Below are 16019 nucleotides of genomic sequence, written 5' to 3' on the forward strand. Positions count from 1 at the left end.
CGTTCGGCCGCCGCGCCTGCGGACGCATATATGTCACTCTACCAGACCGACTCTGTGCTCCTCACGCTTCGTCGTGTTCCAGACGCCCACTGTTATCCACTTCGGCTCGATCGGCAACGCTTTCTCGACCGTGGGTTCTACAATTTTCACTTGTTTCTCTGGCTCGGGCGTCTTTGAGTTATTCAGGTCCTTGCCAAGCTCCGTCGCCATCGGACCGCCGCCGAGGTCGGCGACGGTGATCGGCCGGGTCTGTTCCATGGAGGAAGAGGCGACATTGCGAAGCGCAAGCGACAGTGTACCAATGCTGGCGCCGAGGGTAAGGCGCTGGGCCTCATCCGTCGTGACCTCGAAGGTTACGGTTTTCACGACGGACGGCTCATCCTTGCGCTCGTCAGCCGTCTGGTCCACCGCCAGCACCTTGACGCCTTGCAAGAGCACATCGACGAACGTCTGGTCGTTGCCGGCCGGCCCGCGCACGACCCGCGTCAGAAGCACGTCGACGCGATCGGAAGGACGTACGAAGCCGGCAACACCAAGCACGTCATTAACGCGGATGGAAACAGCCTTCATGCCCTGGTCGAGCGCTGCCGATAGCGTGGCGCGCTCGCCGGTGCCGGTAATTTTCGAGGAAAGCACCGGTTCGCCGGGGTCGATCGCTGCCATGGCATAGCGCGGCTGGGCATCGTTGCCAACGACCGCGGCTATGCTGACGAACGAGCCCGCGGGTGTTTCGTTTGAGGGCCATGGAATGGCCTTGAGATTCTCGGACCGAACCCGGTCGCCGAAGCGCATTGCCTTGGCGGCGACAACCAGTGTCCTTTCCTCAGCCCTCGTACCGCTCATTGCCAGCAGCCGAGCCTTTTGATCGGAAAGATACTCGCGCATGCCGAAAACGGCAGCTGCTGCGAGCACGAAAGCAATGACGAGACTGAAAATCGTTGAAGAACGCATCGCCGCTACTCGGTACACTGGAAACGAAATATTTCCGTATTTCTAATTTAGGTGATGGAGGTTAACATTTCCCCCATCACCCGATTCATGCAGAAGTTAGCCGCAAGCAACACCGCTTGCAGTGGAGTCTTTGCAAGTGAGGCTAGCAGTAAAGAAACCGGCCCAAGACTCCCAAGCGTCGCTAAGATTTGTGCCGGCTAGCGTTACAGCAGCGATCACGCCTCCAACCAAGAGTCCCAGCAGGATAAGATATTCGGTCAGTGCCACGCCATCTTCTTCCCGCGCGAAAGCGCGTACGCTATTTACAAGTGCTTTCATCGAGAATTACCTCCAGTTTAATGGCGCCGGCCCCCGGCTGCCTTGTCGTTGAGACTACCCCTTCGACTGGGAAATATTAATAATCTGTTAATTATTATATAGTCAACTAGTGAAATACATGCGGCCAGACATGTATAGTTTATGGTTAAGATGCGTTTTGACCGATATTCTGCTCCCCAACGACCCTGGAACCCGCTTAAGATCCGACATCCGGGGGTTTATATTCTCAAAAAGGCTTAGCCTGCATGGCACAAATGGTCAGTTTTACTACGTGGATTGCGGTATTGCTGCTTCTTTATGCTGCTTGGACCGATTTCCGCACGTGGAAAATCCCCAACGCGGCCGTGCTTGCGCTCGTGACCCTGTATGCGCTTCGCGCGGCGGCCTTGACGCTCGGCGCCGCGGATATTGGGGCTGCGCTGTTTTCTTCCACCGGTATCGGTGGCGATGTCGGGGCCGGGCTGCTTCTGTTCATGCTCGGTGTCGTGCTCTGGGCCTTCCGTCTTTTTGGTGCTGGCGACGCCAAGCTCTTCCTGCCGATCGGTCTTTTCGTCGGTTGGCACGGCATGCTGCCGTTTGCGATCTTCCTGTTCGTGCTCGGTGTCGCGGCGCTGCTGCTCTTGCGACTGCCGGTACCACTACCTCTTGCGCATCTCGCCTTCTTCATGCGCATCGAAGAAATCCGGGCTAGCCGTAAGGTGCCCTATGGCGTCGTCATGGTTTTTGCCGCACTGCTGGCTCTCGCCTTGCCGGTCAGTAGGAGCTGACGCGTCCTCACGTGCAGGGCGTTCCGGCACCGGCAGATGTTTCCCTGGGAGACCAAGCCGACCAGACATCGCAAAAGGCAGCCTTTGATGCTTCTTGAATGCATGCCCTTAATCTGGTTATGGCGGCTTTGCCGAAGACTTGACCGGACGTGGGTCGGAGTTTCGATCTGGCTGCGATCAAGCTTCGAGGGAAGACAGCGCCGCTCAAAAAAACGCCCGGGTCAACCGCCCGGGCGTTTCCATTGGCAAGTCCAGTCGAGATTAGCCGGCGATCTTTTCGCCGTAAGCCTTCTGCGCGTAGTAGTGGCCGAAGCGACTGTCCAGAAAGGCGTCGAGACCAATGTCTTCCTGTCGTACGAAACCCTTCGTCGGCAGCTCTTCCTTGGCCAGCATGTCAAGCACGGCGCAGATGCTTGATGCGGTGGTGATCTGGATGGCGCTCATCATGCGGCCTGCAACCACGCCACTGTAAACCTTGTTGGCGTAGGTCTCCTGCACCAGTCGACCATTCTTCCAGCCGGAAACCGTCACAAAGACGATCACGACGTCCTGCATTGTCGAGGGGAGTGCGTGCTCCAGAATATCCTTGAGCACTTCGCGGCGGTGGCGCAGGCCGAGATCGCTGAGCAGTGCTTTCATGATGGCCGCGTGGCCGGGATAGCGGATCGTGCGGTAGTTCAAGGTCCGCACCCTGCCCTTCAAGGTTTCGCAAAGGGTTCCAAGACCACCGGATGTGTTGAAGGCCTCGTAGGTTACACCATCAAGGGAAAATTCCTCCCTCTCTTCCAGAGCCGGAACTTCGATCAACTGCCCGTCGACAATAGCCTCGCAGGGTTCGATGTATTCGTTGATAACGCCGTCGGTGCTCCAGGTCAGATTGTAGTTCAAGGCGTTCGAGGGATACTGTGGCAGGGCACCAACACGCATGCGCACGCTATCGAGCGTGTCGAAGCGGCTGGCGAGATCGTTTGCGACAATCGAGATGAAGCCCGGAGCCAGGCCACACTGGGGGATGAAGGCGGTTGATGCGCTGGCGGCGATCGCCTTGACCCGGCGGGTGGATTCGACGTCTTCGGTCAGGTCGAGGTAGTGGACACCGGCCTCGGCCGCAGCCTCGGCGATCGCGATCGTCAAATGGAACGGGGCGGCACTGAGGACAGCAAACTTGCCGGAGAGAAGTTTGACCAGGCAGGCATGGTCGGCAATGTCGACTTCCGCAAGGCTGAGGGCGGAATTCGCCTCCATGTGATCCAGCTGCTGTTTGCTGCGGTCGGCCAGCGTCACGTGATAGTCGCCGGAATGGATGAGAAGACGGGCAATCGTCGAGCCGATCTTGCCGGCGCCGATGACAACAATGTTTTTCATATACGTTCCCTCTGTTGGATCGAGACATCTGTATGTCTTCTTTATTCCCGTCGGTTCGGTTGATTCACAGCGCAAGAATGATAAGATCGACTAGATATTTTTGGCACATCGCCGTCGTGGATGTTCAATATGACGATGAATGACAAGGATCGGCAACTTCTGTCGATTCTCAGCGAGAACGCCCGAATGCCAACTGCGATGCTGGCGCGCAGGCTTGGCTTGTCGCGCACCACGGTGCAGGCGAAAATCGAGCGCCTGGAACGGGATGGCGTGATCGCGGGCTATGGCGTGCGCTTGTCGGACGACTTCGAGAGTGGCCAGATAAAGGCGCACGTGCTTATCACCCTTGCGGCAAAGGCGCTCGGGCGCGTCACCCAGGAGCTGCAGTCGATCGCTCATGTCCGCTCCGTTCATTCGGTGAGCGGCAGCTTTGACATGATCGCAATCGTTGCGGCGGCATCGATCAGCGAGCTCGACATGGTCATCGACAAGATCGGCGATATCGATGGCGTGGAAAAGACGCTGTCGTCGATCATCCTGTCGACGCGCATCAACCGCTAGGGTCTTTAACTCCGTCGCGCCGTCTTTGCGGAAAATCTAGGCACGATAGACGACCGCTGCGCCGGTAAGTCCGGCACCAGCCGCAGAAAGAAGCAGGGTTTCACCTTCCCGAAGAGGTCGTTCAGCAGCGTCCAGCGACAAGGAGAGCGGGATCGTTGCGGCCGAAGAGTTCCCATATCGGTCAAGCGAGCAGACGGTCCGTTCGGCTTCGATGCCAAGGTTGGTTGCGACCGCCTGGAAAATCCGCACATTGGCCTGGTGCGGCACGAACCTCGTAATTGCCGGGCCCCGAACAGCCGCCCTGTCGAGCGCCCTTTCAGAGGCGGCGCTCATCATCTCGACCGCCCGCGAAAACACCTCGCGTCCGTCCCGCATGGTCATCAGATACTCGCAGGCTGCGCGCTCCGGCGTGAAAGGCTTGTTGCTGCCGCCAGCGGCAATCGAGATCAGGTCATAGCCGCTGCCTTCGGAACACAGGTCGGTGCCGAGGACGCCGGTGGCCGGATCGATTGAGGGGGAGAGCACGACTGCGCCCGCCGCATCGGCAAACAGCACGCAACTGGCGCGTTCTGCGGGATTGATGCGCCGACTGAGGATATTGGCGGCGATGATAAGAACCGCCCTGCCCTGTGCACGCACGAAGGCGTCTGCGAGCGTCAGTGCGTAGAGAAAGCCGGAACAGGCACCGGCAAGATCGATCGCGCCGGAGTGTTCAAGTCCGAGCTTGTGAGCGACAAGCGGCGCAGTTGGCGGCAGCAGGTGATCCGGTGTGGAGGTTGCCAGTAGCGTCAAGCCGATCTCAGAACGGCTGATCCTGGCATTGTCGAGCGCCATGGATCCTGCTTCTGCGGCAAGTCCGCTCAGGGTATCGCCCTCTTCGGCCCAGAAGCGCGTGCGAATGCCCGTGCGACGTTCGATCCAGCCAGCTTCCAGCCCGAGCGATTGTTCAATTTCGGGGTTTTCGACGCAACGGCCAGGCACACTGTGCCCGAAGCCAGCCATGCGCGCGGAACAAACGTTCGTCATGCTCGAGTTCCGATCAGGATGCTTGCCGCTTCATCGATCGCATCATACAGGCGGTCGATCTCGGCTTCCGATACGCAATAGGGCGGCATCAGATAGATGACATTTCCAAGCGGGCGAACAAGAAGCTGACGCTCGCGGAAGAAGGCGCGCAACCGTGGTCCTATGTCGGCTAAGTATCCGTCTGAGCCAACAGCCAGATCCAGTGCGGCAATGGTTCCCGACTGGCGCACATACCTGAAACGCCGATCTTCGGCAAAGCGAGCGAGGCCTTTCGCTTGCAGGGTAACGAGGAGATCGATGCGTGCTTGAACCGGCTCCTGTGACCAGATCGTCAGGTTCGCAACGGCAGCCGCGCAGGCGATCGGGTTGGCGGTATAGGAACTCGAGTGGAAGAAGGTCTTCCGGCGGTCGGTCGAAAGATGCGCATCAAAAATCTCGCTTGTGCAAAGTGTTGCGGCAAGCGGCAAAGCGCCGCCCGTCAACCCCTTCGACGTGCACAGGATGTCCGGGCAAATGCCCGCCTGTTCGCATGCAAACATGGTCCCCGTCCTGCCCCAGCCGGTCATCACCTCATCGGCGATGAGCAGCACGTCGTGGGAGCGTGCGATCTTGCCAAGTTCGCCAAGCAGCGAGGGCTCGAACATCTTCATGCCCCCGGCGCCAAGCACCAGCGGCTCGATCAACAGTGCCGCAACGCGGCCAGAGCGGCAGGCAAGCTCGAATGCATCAAGCGTGTTCTGCGCTCTGCCGGGCTCTGGAAAGGCAATCCGGTCGACGCCAAACAGCAAGGGTTCGTAGGCGGCGTTGAAGATGCCCCTTTCGCCGACCGACATGGTGCCGATCGTATCGCCATGGTAACCATGCTCCATGACGACGACCCGGTCGCGCTGTCGCCCCCTGTTGTGGAAGAAACCGAGCGCCATTTTCAGTGCGACTTCGACGGCCGTCGAGCCACTGTCCGAATAAAAGACGTGTTCAAGCCCAGCCGGGCTTACAGCGATTAACCCACGGGCAAGATCTTCGGCCGGCGCGTGAGTGTACTCGGCAAAGATGATTTGGTCGTAGCACTCTGTTGCCCTACGGATAGCTTCCATGATCACCGGATGCCGATGGCCGTGGGTGACCACCCACCATGAGGAGATCGCATCGAGAACGCGGTTGCCGTCTTCGTCGATGAGATGGGCGCCTTCGGTGGCCACGACCTTCTTCATCGCCGGCTCAAGGGCATGCTGCGTAAATGGATGCCATACCGGCGAGAGCGTCATGACCGGTCACTCCGAAATATCGCAACGTCGAAGCCGCGATGAAAGGCCGCCATCAGTGTTTCGTGGTCGAGTGGGACGGTCGGCTCCAGGCGCCCCAACGAGCGCGTTCCGCTCAGCTGGACGATGATCTTCTGCGTTTCGGGATTCTCTTCACCGACAAAGGCAATGCCGAAGATTGGGACCGAACGTCGCTGCAGTGCTTCCACCGACATCAGCGTATGATTGATGGTGCCGAGCGTGGTTCTGGCACACAGGATGACCGGCACCTGCCAGCGGGCGAAAACGTCGGCAAAAAGGACCTCGGATGTCAGGGGAACCAGCACTCCGCCGGCGCCCTCGATGACAAGCGATCCCGGCGGCGCCGGCAGCGCCAGTGCGTCTGGAGCTATCTTCACATTGTCGAGTGCTGCCGCATGGTGCGGGGATGCAGGCGTTCTTAGCCGATAGGCCTCAGGGACAATCCGGTCAGGTGGTACCCTGCCCAATCGGCCGACCGTTTCGGCGTCTGTCTCATCGCCGAGCCCGGCTTGAACCGGTTTCCAGTAGTGTGCCCCGAGTGCGGATGTCAAAGCGGCGGAAAAGACCGTCTTTCCGATACCTGTATCGGTGCCCGTGACGACAAAGCGCTCTGTCATTGCTGCTGCTCCTCCCGCAGGATGACGACGAGCCTCTCGAACAGCCGGCTGATGATCGCTTCGTCGACATTCAAAGTGATGGAGATGCGCAACCGCGCCGTCCCTTCGGGCACGGTCGGAGGCCGAATGGCCCGGACATCGAAGCCCTCGCTGCGCAAGCGTTCAGCAATGCGTACCGCACGACGATTGTCGCCGATCAAAATCGGCAGGATTTGCGATTTACTCGGAGGCATCCCGGTCGCCGCTTGCATCTCGCGGCTGGCGAAAGAGACAAGTCCGGCAAGATTGCCGCGGCGCTCCGGCTCGTCAGCGAGGACCTTCAATGCCTCTCGCACAGTCGCAGCCATCAGCGGAGATGGTGCTGTCGAATAAATGAAATTTCGAGCGCGGTTGATGAGGAAATCGCAGATGATAGCCGGTCCGAGGACAAGCGCTCCCGATGCGCCAAGCGCCTTGCCGCAGGTGTGCAGACTAATACAGTTTTCCGGATGGCCAAGAACCTCCGAAAGGCCGCGTCCGCCTTTCCCGAACACACCCGTCGCGTGCGCCTCGTCAATGACGAGGAAGCCATCATGCCGCTTGACGAGCTCCATGAGCTCACCAAGAGGAGCGCAATCTCCGTCCATTGAATAGAGACTTTCGACCGCAATCCAGGGTCGACCCTTGCCCCCCGCACGGCGCCATCTGGCAATCGCATCGGCGGCTGCGTCCACGTCGTTATGGGCGGTTGCGACCGACGGCGCGCGGCTTGTGGAGATCCCCTCATGGGCGCTCGCATGGATCAGCGCATCATAGACGACGATGTCGTCGCGCTGTGGCAAGGTCGAAAACAACGCCACATTGGCTGCGTAGCCGCTGCCGAAATATAGCGCGCGCGCTGCTTCGAAATAGGCAGCGGCCTCCTGCTCCAGTGCCTCATGCTCCGGATGATTGCCGCGAAGCAGGCGCGAGCCTCCTGCCCCGACCGGCACACCGCGATCGATTGCATCGCAAAGCGCATCCTTGAGCCGCTGGGAATCGGCAAGACCCAGATAGTCGTTCGAGGTGAAATCTGCGCCGGATATGGCAACGAGGCTTCGATTCCTTCCCTTGCGATCAAGTCCAGCGAGCTTGCGCTCATAGAGCGCAAGGTTGGCGGTCATTCGGCTCGCTCCAGCTGCTCCGCCTTTAGCCCGAGCCTACGAAAGAGTGCCGCATCCTGATCCTCGCCGGGATTGTCCGCAGTCAGAAGGGTCTCCCCCACAAAGATCGAGTTGGCGCCGGCAAAGAAACAGAGCGCCTGGGTTTCGTCCGACATGTCCGTTCGACCTGCGGATAGACGCACATAGGACGTCGGCATTAGAATGCGTGCCAGTGCGACGGTCCGCACGAAATCGACCGGATCGATCGGTTGGGCATCTGCGAGCCTCGATCCAGGGATCGGAATGAGCATATTGATCGGGACACTCTCGGGTGGCGTCGGCAGATTCGCGAGCGTGACAAGCATCGATACGCGATCTTGCGCCGTCTCACCCATGCCGAGAATGCCGCCGGCACAAACCTTGATGCCCGCTTCACGCACATTGGCAAGGGTCTCCAGCCGATCTGCAAAGCTCCGTGTCGTGATAATCTCGCTATAGAAGCGCTCCGAGGTATCGATGTTGTGATTGTAGTAGTCGAGGCCTGCCTCGGCGAGCCTTGCCGATTGTTGTGGCGTCAGCATCCCAAGCGTCATGCAGGTTTCCATGCCGAGCGCCCGGACCCCCTCTACCATCGCGATGATGGCGTCCATGTCACGGTCCTTGGGGCTGCGCCAGGCGGCACCCATGCAGTATCGCGTGGCGCCTGCTTCTTTGGCCTTTCGTGCTTGGCTAAGAACGCGCTCGACCTCCATGAGTTTTGAAGCCTTGAGGCCGGTCGGGTAGTGGGCCGACTGGCTGCAATAACCACAGTCCTCGGCGCATCCGCCGGTCTTGACCGAAAGGAGGCGGCTCATCTGCACCGCGTTCGGATCGAAATTGGCGCGATGGACGCCGTGGGCACGATAGAGAAGGTCGTTGAATGGCGAATTATAGATAATCGTGGCCTCTGACAGCGTTGTCGGGCCCACATCTTCGCTGCTACCTCGGGGTTCCTGCGTCGAATTGGCTGAGGGGGACGGCATCAGGTTAAGATCCTCTCGTCATGAAGCTTTGGTCCGTAGATAGAAGCTGATTTTATCTATAATTGTCTGAGATGATATTAGGCAAGGGTCTTTTTTGGCTCGCCCCTGTGGCGGAGTTGGTCGGGAAGCAAAGCGCTCTCGTGCGGACCTGTGATGAGGAAGACGTCTGGGTCCACTACCGACCGGGAACCAGACGCGCACGCCTGGAACGCATGGCTCTGCCCGACGTGCTGCAAGGGCGCCGCAGGAGGAGCCCGGGCGCCCTCGTCCTGTTCGTGTGTGGGAGACAAGCGACGCCTTTTGATGAGGTGTAGACTACGTCGCGCTTGCGATTGTCGACGCTAGCCGACGATCGCAAACCGTTCTCGCGACGCATGCTGCAGTCGCCGCGGGGGCCCCCCGATCCATTGCACATGCCGCTCCAAGGCGGTCACCGCGTTCTCGACCTTGCCGGCACGTAGAAATGCGAGAATGGTGCGATGGTCGCTGTCGATCCGCGGCTCCCATTCGCTCAGCCAGGTGGCGAACAGAAATCGGGCGCTTGCTGCATGGAGATCGTCAATGACGGAGAGCAAGCGCGGCATGCCGCATGGTTCGAGGATCAGCGTATGGAACCTGCGATTGGCCTCTTCCCAGGTGCGGACATCGCGCGCATTGTCGCCATCGACCGTCGCCTGTTCGGCCTGATCAAGACGCGACGGCGTGAGGTGCTCGGCTGCGTGGCGCAGTGCCAGCCCTTCAAGGACGGCGCGCATCTTCGCAACCTCCTGCACTTCCTTCAAGTCGAAGGAGGCAACACGAACGCCGCGGCGCGGCTCGCTGACGGCGAGACCCTGCGCTTCCAGTCGGCGCAGAGCCTCTCGCACTGGAACGTGCGACGACCCGAATTCTTCCGCTATGTGGTCCTGCTTCAGCTTCGAGCCAGGCGGCAAGGCACCGGTCACAATGCGCTCTGCGAGCGCGCGACTTATACGGCCGGCTATCGTGTCATCGTTATGAATAGTCATATTTTAGAGATAGTTCCTGCGCTCGAAGCTGTCGAGGCGCGCACTACGCATGGCTGTGGATTTGTCTGCGGTTTCTATCCGGCAGTTTAGCGCCCTGCACGGCGGATGTGCCGATCATCGCGGCGAGTTTTCACAAGCGACGTCAGGCCTCGTTTGATTCTGGCCGCTGCGTTGCATGTGCTGCTCGCCCCCACGAAGGAGCGGCTTTCTCCGGCACGCAAGGGGCGGGCGAGATGTTGTAGGCAATCGCTGGTCGCCACGACCGGCGTGGGTCTCAGTGAGTGTTGGGGGCTCCTGCGGATTGGCAAATATTTCGACCGCCGCCGTTAGAAGGTTCCGTCTTGATGAGCCGCGGATGTGACCTATTAAGGGCGTCATTTTGTTCCGCTGCCACCGTAAAATGCGTCCGGGAAGGCTTGACGGTCCGGTCCGCGCAACCGACGGGACTCCGGATTGAAAGGCTGTCTGTGGCAAGTATAAGCGCTGGCCTTGCGGCTTTGACCGTGAGATAGAAAAAGCCTCTCGCCGTGCGGCGCTCGGCTCTATGGTTGGCAATGGCTTCGGCTTGAGGCCTGTCGCAGAGGCTGTTGCCGATGATCTCAGCTTGTCGAGGCGGCGCTGCGTGCTGACCTGCTGCGGTCTATCCGGTATTGGAGCCCTTCATGCTGAAAGATCTCACATGGATTGGCCAGCGTGAAGCCAGGGCCGAATTTGCGCCTCTGCTGGTGTCCGGTCGCCGTGAACCCCGTTACGACCGCACCGAGAGAGGCCAGGCACCTTTGACGGACGCGTTTCTGAGAGGTAGCTGTGACGTTTGCACGCGCGGCATCAGGCCCCGATCACTGTGAATGGAGAAAAGCCTCCCTTCGTTGGGAGCCGAACCGGGCGCAGGCAGGTTTTCTAGCGTGATTGCGGGAATGGGCCCTACCTTGCCAAACGGCGCAATGGGTATGGCGGTGCTCTTACAGTTGGTCGCGTCCAATATCGGATGAGGCGGCACTCCTCTTTCATGGGATGGCGGGTCGGGCAGTTGTCTTTGTGGGGACCGGAAGAGTTCCCCGCGGGGAACGCTGCGGCAGGCATCTATTACGCGGCGCCGTTACCAGAGGAAATCCAGTGCGTGCGCTTTCATGGGATCGCCTGCTGCCAATGGTGCAAGAATGCGCTTCGGCTGGCCGGTAAGGTCAGCGCAGGGAGCGTCGCACCGGCTCGCTGAGGCGGGAGCGAGGAACAGCCGCGGCGCTCGGGCCGTTGGTTGCCCCCGCGTCAGATGCCGGGCGGCTGCTGTCTCTTGCGATTTCGATAGAGTTCCCCGCGGGGAACATTCGGGAAGAATAACATATACTGCGGTCGCAATTCGCCCGAAATCTTGCCTCGCCAGGACCCTCGCCGTTTGTTGATTTCGCAGATAGCCCGCGAAATGCGGTTGACAAATCACCCTCTTGTCCGAGATTCTATGGGCGGCTTTTGCCATGCGCGGTCAGTTTGCAAGCGGCCCTAAAGTGGCCGGATTGGCCCACCAAGCGTTTCTGAAGCAACTTTGTGGACCTTGTCTCCGATCAGAACGATAAGCTCTAGCGGAAGCGAACATGTGATTGGCTGCCGTAAGCGGAAATATATATGCATAAACAGTAACTTGGTTAACATTCCGCGCGACTGCACACAGAGGCAAAGTCGGGGAAATATTCCGGCGGAACAAATCCCTGGTGACAGTGTCCGCGCGGGTCTTGAACGCCGAGGTTGGCTGACGATAGGCTGATGCGATCGAAGGCGTGAGGACACCATGGCAATCGACATCGATAAGCTGAGTGAAGAAGATTTGGTCGATCTCAACAATCGCATCGTCGAGCGACTGCGATTTCTGCACCAGATGCGAGCGCACAAGACAATGCTCAATTTCTCGATCGGCGACTGCGTGGCGTTCGAAGACCAGCACGGTCGGACAGTCGAAGGGACGTTGACGCGATATAACAAGAGATCTGTAACGGTGATTGGCCGGGATGGGCGCCATTGGAATGTGTCGCCCGGCTTTCTGCGCAAGGTGCATGTGGCGTCCGCAACGAAGACTACCACGGCTGTGACCCTTGCCGAGCGATGACCTGATCTGGTGGCTCGGGTTCTTGTCTGGGCAACCGGCCTATCTCTGCTCGTCGGGTGGTCGGATGCAGTTCGTTGTTGCTTTCACCCACATCCTTGTCCGCAGCGCGAGCTGATGTGTCGTCGGCGCCACGTGGCCGAACCGTGCCGACCGGTCCTCGTTGACGTTCGCCCAAATTCGTCCCGAGAGGTCAGCAGACGCTTCGGAAGCGATCAACGCAGGTCGAAAGCACCCTTTCGCCAGGCCGTTTCCACCAGTTTGTCGCCGAAAATATCTCCACTTCCTGCGGACCTCGATAGCCGGCCGTTTCGATCGCGCGCCGAATTCCCTTGAGATCTATGACACCGTCTCCCATCATTCCGCGGTCGAGCAGAAGGTCCGTTGTCGGGACGAGCCAGTCACAGATGTGGTGCGCCAGGATACGGCCAGTGGCGCCGGCACGCGCAATCTGCTGCATAAGTTTCGGATCCCACCAGACATGGTAGACGTCAATGGCGACGCCGACGCCGTTTCCAAGCAGGTCACAAATATCGAGTGCCTGCTCGAGCGTATTCACGCAGGCGCGGTCTGCGGCATACATCGGATGCAACGGTTCGATGGCCAGCGGTATGCCAGCGGCGCGCGCGTGCGGGAGGATCGCAGCAATGCCATCGGCAACCATCTCGCGCGCATGCGCAATATCCCGGGATCCTGCGGGCAGGCCACCGACGACAAGGACAAGGCAGTTCGCATTGAGAGCCGCAGCTTCGTCAATGGCCCTCCTGTTGTCGTCGATTGCGGCGGCGCGTGCCACAGGATCGGCGGCGGGGAACATGCCGCCGCGGCAAAGGCCGGTCACCTGCAGCTTGTTGTCGGCGACGATACGGGCGGCTTCCGAAAGGCCAATGGCTTGAACCTGATCGCGCCAGGGAGCGATCGCCACGATATCCTGCATGAGGCACGCTTCCACGGCCTGCTTCATGTTGTACTGTTCTCGAACCGTCGCGAGGTTGATCGAAAGGCCGTCGACTGCCATGCGTTGTCCTTTCTCGCCTCGCCGATGCCAGGCGGATGCCGTGGTGTTTCAGATCCCTGCCGTGGCGAGGATTATATTCATTCGTTCGGTGGCGAGATCCGGGTCGCGCAAGACGCGGGCTTGGTCGGCAAGACGGAACAGTTCCGCAAGGTGCGTGATCGAGCGCGCGCTCTGCTGGCCGCCGAGCATCTGGAAGTGATCCTGGAAGCCGTTGAGATAGGCCAGGAAGACGACGCCGGTCTTATAGAACCGGGTTGGCGCCTTGAAGATATGCCGAGACAGCGGCACGGTCGGTGCCAGGATATCGTGGAAACCAGCGAGATCGTTTGCTGCGAGCTTGCCCAGGGCAGCGCTCGCAGCAGGGGCAATGGCGTCAAAAATGCCGAGCAGGGCATGCGAGTAGCCTTGTTCGTCCCCGGCGATGAGCTCTGCGTAGTTGAAGTCGTCGCCGGTGTACATCTTGACCGCCGGATCAAGCCTGCGGCGCATGACGACCTCCTTTTTCGCCGACAGCAGGGAAATCTTTACGCCATCCACCTTACTTGCGTGATCGTTGATAATCGCGACTGCCGTTTCCATCGCCTGCATGTCATTGCCAGAACCCCAATAGCCCGCGAGCGCGGGATCGAACATGTCACCAAGCCAATGGATGATCACGGGCTGGCGAACCTGCCGCAAGATGCGGTCATAGACCTGTACGTAGTCCTTGGGGCTCTTGGCGGCCGCCGCAAGTGCCCGGCTTGCCATGAGGATGATCCGGCCGCCCTGCCCCTCGACATAGGCGACCTGCTCCTCATAGGCGCGGATCACGTCGTCGATGCTGATATCAGGGCCGGGAGACAGATGGTCGGTGCCGGCGCCGTAGGCGATCAGCGCATCAGGGCGTTTGCGCGCTGCCGATTGGACGTTGGCAATCAGTTCCTTGGCGCCCGTCCAGTCAAGCCCCACGCCGCGCTGGGCGGTGTCCATGGCCTCGGCGACACCGAGGCCGAGGTCCCAAAGGTATTCGCGGAACGCAACGGTGCGCTCCCAGTCGACGTTACGATCGAGCCAGGGATCGTTATCGGCCAACGGATCGACCACCACGTGCGCGGCCGCAAAGGCGACGCGGCTGAAGGCGTGCCCGCCGGCCGGGCGTTCCGGTGCGCAAAGCGGTGTGTTGGCGACGGTGTAGTCCTGCAGGGTGCCGCCGGGAATGGGAAGACGAAGTGTCGCCGCCATGGTCGTCAGGCAACCTTGCGAACGGACGTGTCGGCGAGCGAGGGAACATCCACCCAGCGGCGTTCCTTCCAGCTCTTGTGTGCCAGTTCGGCAAGCTGAACGCCCTTGGCGCCCTCGCGCAGCGTGAACTTCCAAGGTGCGTCCTCAACGACGTAGCGCAGGTAGTCTTCCCACTGTGCCTTGAAGCCGTTGTCGAACACCTGGGTTTCGGGCACCTCGTCCCAGGTCTTGTAGAAGTCGATCGTCTGCGGCTGGTCCGGATTCCAGACCGGTTTTGGCGTATTGACGCGATGCTGGGTCCAGCACTTCGTCAGACCGCAAACGGCTGAACCATGTGTGCCGTCGACCTGGAAGGTCACGAGGTCGTCGCGACGCACGCGCACTGCCCAAGAGGAATTGATGTGGGCGACTATCCCGCCCTCAAGCTCGAACGTCGAATAGGCTGCGTCGTCGGCGTCGGCCAGATATGTCTTTCCATTCTCGTCGACACGGTTTCGAATATGGGTGGAGGCATAGCAACTGACGGCCTTGACCTCACCGAAGAGGTTGTCAAGCACGTAGCGCCAGTGCGGCAGCATATCGAGGATCATGCCGCCTCCGTCGGCTAGCCGATAGTTCCAGGAGGGGCGCTGCGCCTTCACGCCCCAATCGCCTTCGAATACCCAGTAGCCGAATTCGCCGCGCACCGAGAGTATTTTGCCGAAGAAGCCGCTGTCCTTCAAAAGTGCGATCTTTTGCAGTCCCGGCAAGTAGAGCTTGTCTTGAACGACACCGTTCTTCACACCGCGCTGTTCGGCGAGCGTCGCCACGGAAAGCGCCTCCTCAAGCGTCTCGGAGATCGGCTTTTCGCAATAAACGTGCTTGCCCGCTTCGATTGCCTTTTTCAGCAATGAGACGCGCATTTGCGTGGAACCCGCGTCGAAGAAGATCTTGTTGCTCGGATCGGCAAGCGCACCGTCGAGATCGGTCGTCGTGCGCGTCAGGCCGTGCCTGCGGGCGACCGCTTCGATCTTGTCGGCATTGCGTCCGACGAGGATCGGATCGGGCATCAGACGGTCGCCGTTGGAAAGCGGAAGCCCCCCTTGCTCCCGGATCGCCAGAATGGACCGCACCAGATGCTGGTTGTAACCCATGCGGCCGGTGATCCCATGCATGATAATGCCGAGCGATATCGTCGCCATTTCCGTCTTCCTCCCAAATAAATAACCAGTTAGTTACATAAGTGACATGCGCTTGCCATACTGTCAACCCGACATACGCAGTGGATGGGGCCAAGAACTCTGGGAGCGTCGCTGCGCCAATTCAGCACCGCACTCCATCAGTTTCGCTCACGGTGACCAATGCAAACCGCTGGATATCCGCGGCGAACCCCTTATGTGGTAAGGGATTGAATTCCCGCTAAGTGGAGTCAACGAAGGCAATTTCAGGCACCAACCTAGAGCGGGCGAAATCGCTCGATCGACGGGTCGTGATCGAGGCATCCCGAGCGAACGGGCCGTTGTCGCGGGCGGCCCTGGCCAGGTTGACGGCGCTCAGCACGCAAAGCCTATCCAATATCATCGAAGAACTGGAAGGGTCCGAGCTTTTGAAGGCGGAAGCCCCGGTGCGGAGAAATCTTTGTGGAAGCGCCGCGAGGGTGTGATTAAG

General features: G+C 59.9%; 15 protein-coding genes and 1 pseudogene. 4 read left to right on the forward strand and 12 right to left on the reverse strand.

Annotation, left to right across the window (positions count from 1 at the left end):
- Window positions 1-33: 33 nt before the first annotated feature.
- Both cpaB and ATY80_RS06135 read right to left on the reverse strand, forming a co-directional pair.
- Complete coding sequence (cpaB, locus tag ATY80_RS06130) at window positions 34-951, reverse strand: Flp pilus assembly protein CpaB (protein ID WP_088691589.1); 918 nt, start codon at window positions 949-951, stop codon at window positions 34-36.
- A gap of 96 nt (window positions 952-1047) precedes the next feature.
- The gene (locus ATY80_RS06135; protein ID WP_088691590.1) at window positions 1048-1269 is read right to left on the reverse strand and encodes a hypothetical protein; all 222 of its coding nucleotides are present in this window, start codon (window positions 1267-1269) and stop codon (window positions 1048-1050) included.
- Window positions 1270-1514: 245 nt separating this feature from the next.
- Here ATY80_RS06135 and ATY80_RS06140 point away from each other — a divergent pair, with 245 nt between their 5' ends.
- Window positions 1515-2036 (forward strand): prepilin peptidase, encoded by a 522-nt coding sequence (locus ATY80_RS06140; RefSeq protein ID WP_088691591.1) that lies wholly within the window; start codon window positions 1515-1517, stop codon window positions 2034-2036.
- Between the two features lie 261 nt (window positions 2037-2297).
- Here the strand turns inward: ATY80_RS06140 and ATY80_RS06145 are convergent, their stop codons facing one another.
- Window positions 2298-3401 carry a saccharopine dehydrogenase family protein gene (locus ATY80_RS06145; RefSeq protein ID WP_088691592.1) on the reverse strand — a complete coding sequence of 368 codons (1104 nt, stop codon included), beginning with the start codon at window positions 3399-3401 and terminating at the stop codon, window positions 2298-2300.
- Window positions 3402-3530: 129 nt separating this feature from the next.
- Between ATY80_RS06145 and ATY80_RS06150 the strand changes: the two genes are divergently transcribed.
- Entirely contained in the window at window positions 3531-3962 is a 432-nt protein-coding gene (locus ATY80_RS06150; RefSeq protein ID WP_088691702.1) for an Lrp/AsnC family transcriptional regulator, read from the forward strand.
- A 36-nt stretch (window positions 3963-3998) separates the two neighbouring features.
- Here the strand turns inward: ATY80_RS06150 and ATY80_RS06155 are convergent, their stop codons facing one another.
- From ATY80_RS06155 to ATY80_RS06180, 6 genes are all read right to left on the reverse strand, one after another.
- On the reverse strand, window positions 3999-4988 hold the full coding sequence (locus tag ATY80_RS06155; RefSeq protein ID WP_088691593.1) for a beta-ketoacyl-ACP synthase III: 990 nt from the start codon (window positions 4986-4988) through the stop codon (window positions 3999-4001).
- Complete coding sequence (locus ATY80_RS06160; protein WP_088691594.1) at window positions 4985-6253, reverse strand: adenosylmethionine--8-amino-7-oxononanoate transaminase; 1269 nt, start codon at window positions 6251-6253, stop codon at window positions 4985-4987. The genes ATY80_RS06155 and ATY80_RS06160 overlap by 4 nt, the downstream gene beginning before the upstream one ends.
- A complete protein-coding gene (bioD, locus tag ATY80_RS06165; protein ID WP_088691595.1) occupies window positions 6250-6888 on the reverse strand; it encodes a dethiobiotin synthase in 639 nt (212 codons plus the stop codon). Before bioD ends, ATY80_RS06160 begins: the two co-directional genes overlap by 4 nt.
- Window positions 6885-8030 (reverse strand): 8-amino-7-oxononanoate synthase, encoded by a 1146-nt coding sequence (locus ATY80_RS06170; protein WP_088691596.1) that lies wholly within the window; start codon window positions 8028-8030, stop codon window positions 6885-6887. Before ATY80_RS06170 ends, bioD begins: the two co-directional genes overlap by 4 nt.
- Window positions 8027-9031, reverse strand: a complete 1005-nt coding sequence (bioB, locus tag ATY80_RS06175; protein ID WP_088691597.1) for a biotin synthase BioB — start codon at window positions 9029-9031, stop codon at window positions 8027-8029. Before bioB ends, ATY80_RS06170 begins: the two co-directional genes overlap by 4 nt.
- 341 nt (window positions 9032-9372) lie before the next feature.
- The gene (locus ATY80_RS06180; protein ID WP_088691598.1) at window positions 9373-10038 is read right to left on the reverse strand and encodes a GntR family transcriptional regulator; all 666 of its coding nucleotides are present in this window, start codon (window positions 10036-10038) and stop codon (window positions 9373-9375) included.
- Between the two features lie 1783 nt (window positions 10039-11821).
- On the opposite strand from ATY80_RS06180, the gene ATY80_RS06185 reads away from it, so the two are divergent.
- Window positions 11822-12136: a hypothetical protein gene (locus ATY80_RS06185; protein WP_088691599.1), complete on the forward strand. Its 315-nt coding sequence runs from the start codon at window positions 11822-11824 to the stop codon at window positions 12134-12136.
- 190 nt (window positions 12137-12326) lie between these two features.
- Here the strand turns inward: ATY80_RS06185 and ATY80_RS06190 are convergent, their stop codons facing one another.
- From ATY80_RS06190 to ATY80_RS06200, 3 genes are read right to left on the reverse strand one after another with little or no spacing between them, the layout of a single operon-like run.
- The gene (locus ATY80_RS06190) at window positions 12327-13151 is read right to left on the reverse strand and encodes a sugar phosphate isomerase/epimerase (RefSeq protein WP_088691600.1); all 825 of its coding nucleotides are present in this window, start codon (window positions 13149-13151) and stop codon (window positions 12327-12329) included.
- 48 nt (window positions 13152-13199) lie between these two features.
- Entirely contained in the window at window positions 13200-14372 is a 1173-nt protein-coding gene (locus ATY80_RS06195; RefSeq protein ID WP_088691601.1) for a dihydrodipicolinate synthase family protein, read from the reverse strand.
- Between the two features lie 5 nt (window positions 14373-14377).
- Entirely contained in the window at window positions 14378-15553 is a 1176-nt protein-coding gene (locus ATY80_RS06200; protein ID WP_088691602.1) for a Gfo/Idh/MocA family oxidoreductase, read from the reverse strand.
- A gap of 221 nt (window positions 15554-15774) precedes the next feature.
- Here ATY80_RS06200 and ATY80_RS29475 point away from each other — a divergent pair.
- A pseudogene (locus tag ATY80_RS29475) lies at window positions 15775-15972 on the forward strand (sugar kinase); the annotation flags it as partial.
- Window positions 15973-16019: the final 47 nt, after the last annotated feature.

Origin of the sequence: Rhizobium sp. R711 (assembly GCF_002211365.1) — a bacterium.
In the GTDB taxonomy this organism is placed as follows: Bacteria; Pseudomonadota; Alphaproteobacteria; order Rhizobiales; family Rhizobiaceae; genus Rhizobium.

What these genes read in the sequence shown, in the direction of transcription:
- ATY80_RS06200 (WP_088691602.1), bottom strand. Translation starts at nt 15,553, where the DNA reads ATGGCGACGATATCGCTCGGCATTATCATGCATGGGATCACCGGCCGC.
- ATY80_RS06170 (WP_088691596.1), bottom strand. Translation starts at nt 8,030, where the DNA reads ATGACCGCCAACCTTGCGCTCTATGAGCGCAAGCTCGCTGGACTTGAT.
- bioD (WP_088691595.1), bottom strand. Translation starts at nt 6,888, where the DNA reads ATGACAGAGCGCTTTGTCGTCACGGGCACCGATACAGGTATCGGAAAG.
- bioB (WP_088691597.1), bottom strand. Translation starts at nt 9,031, where the DNA reads ATGCCGTCCCCCTCAGCCAATTCGACGCAGGAACCCCGAGGTAGCAGC.
- cpaB (WP_088691589.1), bottom strand. Translation starts at nt 951, where the DNA reads ATGCGTTCTTCAACGATTTTCAGTCTCGTCATTGCTTTCGTGCTCGCA.
- ATY80_RS06135 (WP_088691590.1), bottom strand. Translation starts at nt 1,269, where the DNA reads ATGAAAGCACTTGTAAATAGCGTACGCGCTTTCGCGCGGGAAGAAGAT.
- ATY80_RS06155 (WP_088691593.1), bottom strand. Translation starts at nt 4,988, where the DNA reads ATGACGAACGTTTGTTCCGCGCGCATGGCTGGCTTCGGGCACAGTGTG.
- ATY80_RS06185 (WP_088691599.1), top strand. Translation starts at nt 11,822, where the DNA reads ATGGCAATCGACATCGATAAGCTGAGTGAAGAAGATTTGGTCGATCTC.
- ATY80_RS06180 (WP_088691598.1), bottom strand. Translation starts at nt 10,038, where the DNA reads ATGACTATTCATAACGATGACACGATAGCCGGCCGTATAAGTCGCGCG.
- ATY80_RS06140 (WP_088691591.1), top strand. Translation starts at nt 1,515, where the DNA reads ATGGCACAAATGGTCAGTTTTACTACGTGGATTGCGGTATTGCTGCTT.
- ATY80_RS06160 (WP_088691594.1), bottom strand. Translation starts at nt 6,253, where the DNA reads ATGACGCTCTCGCCGGTATGGCATCCATTTACGCAGCATGCCCTTGAG.
- ATY80_RS06190 (WP_088691600.1), bottom strand. Translation starts at nt 13,151, where the DNA reads ATGGCAGTCGACGGCCTTTCGATCAACCTCGCGACGGTTCGAGAACAG.
- ATY80_RS06150 (WP_088691702.1), top strand. Translation starts at nt 3,531, where the DNA reads ATGACGATGAATGACAAGGATCGGCAACTTCTGTCGATTCTCAGCGAG.
- ATY80_RS06145 (WP_088691592.1), bottom strand. Translation starts at nt 3,401, where the DNA reads ATGAAAAACATTGTTGTCATCGGCGCCGGCAAGATCGGCTCGACGATT.
- ATY80_RS06195 (WP_088691601.1), bottom strand. Translation starts at nt 14,372, where the DNA reads ATGGCGGCGACACTTCGTCTTCCCATTCCCGGCGGCACCCTGCAGGAC.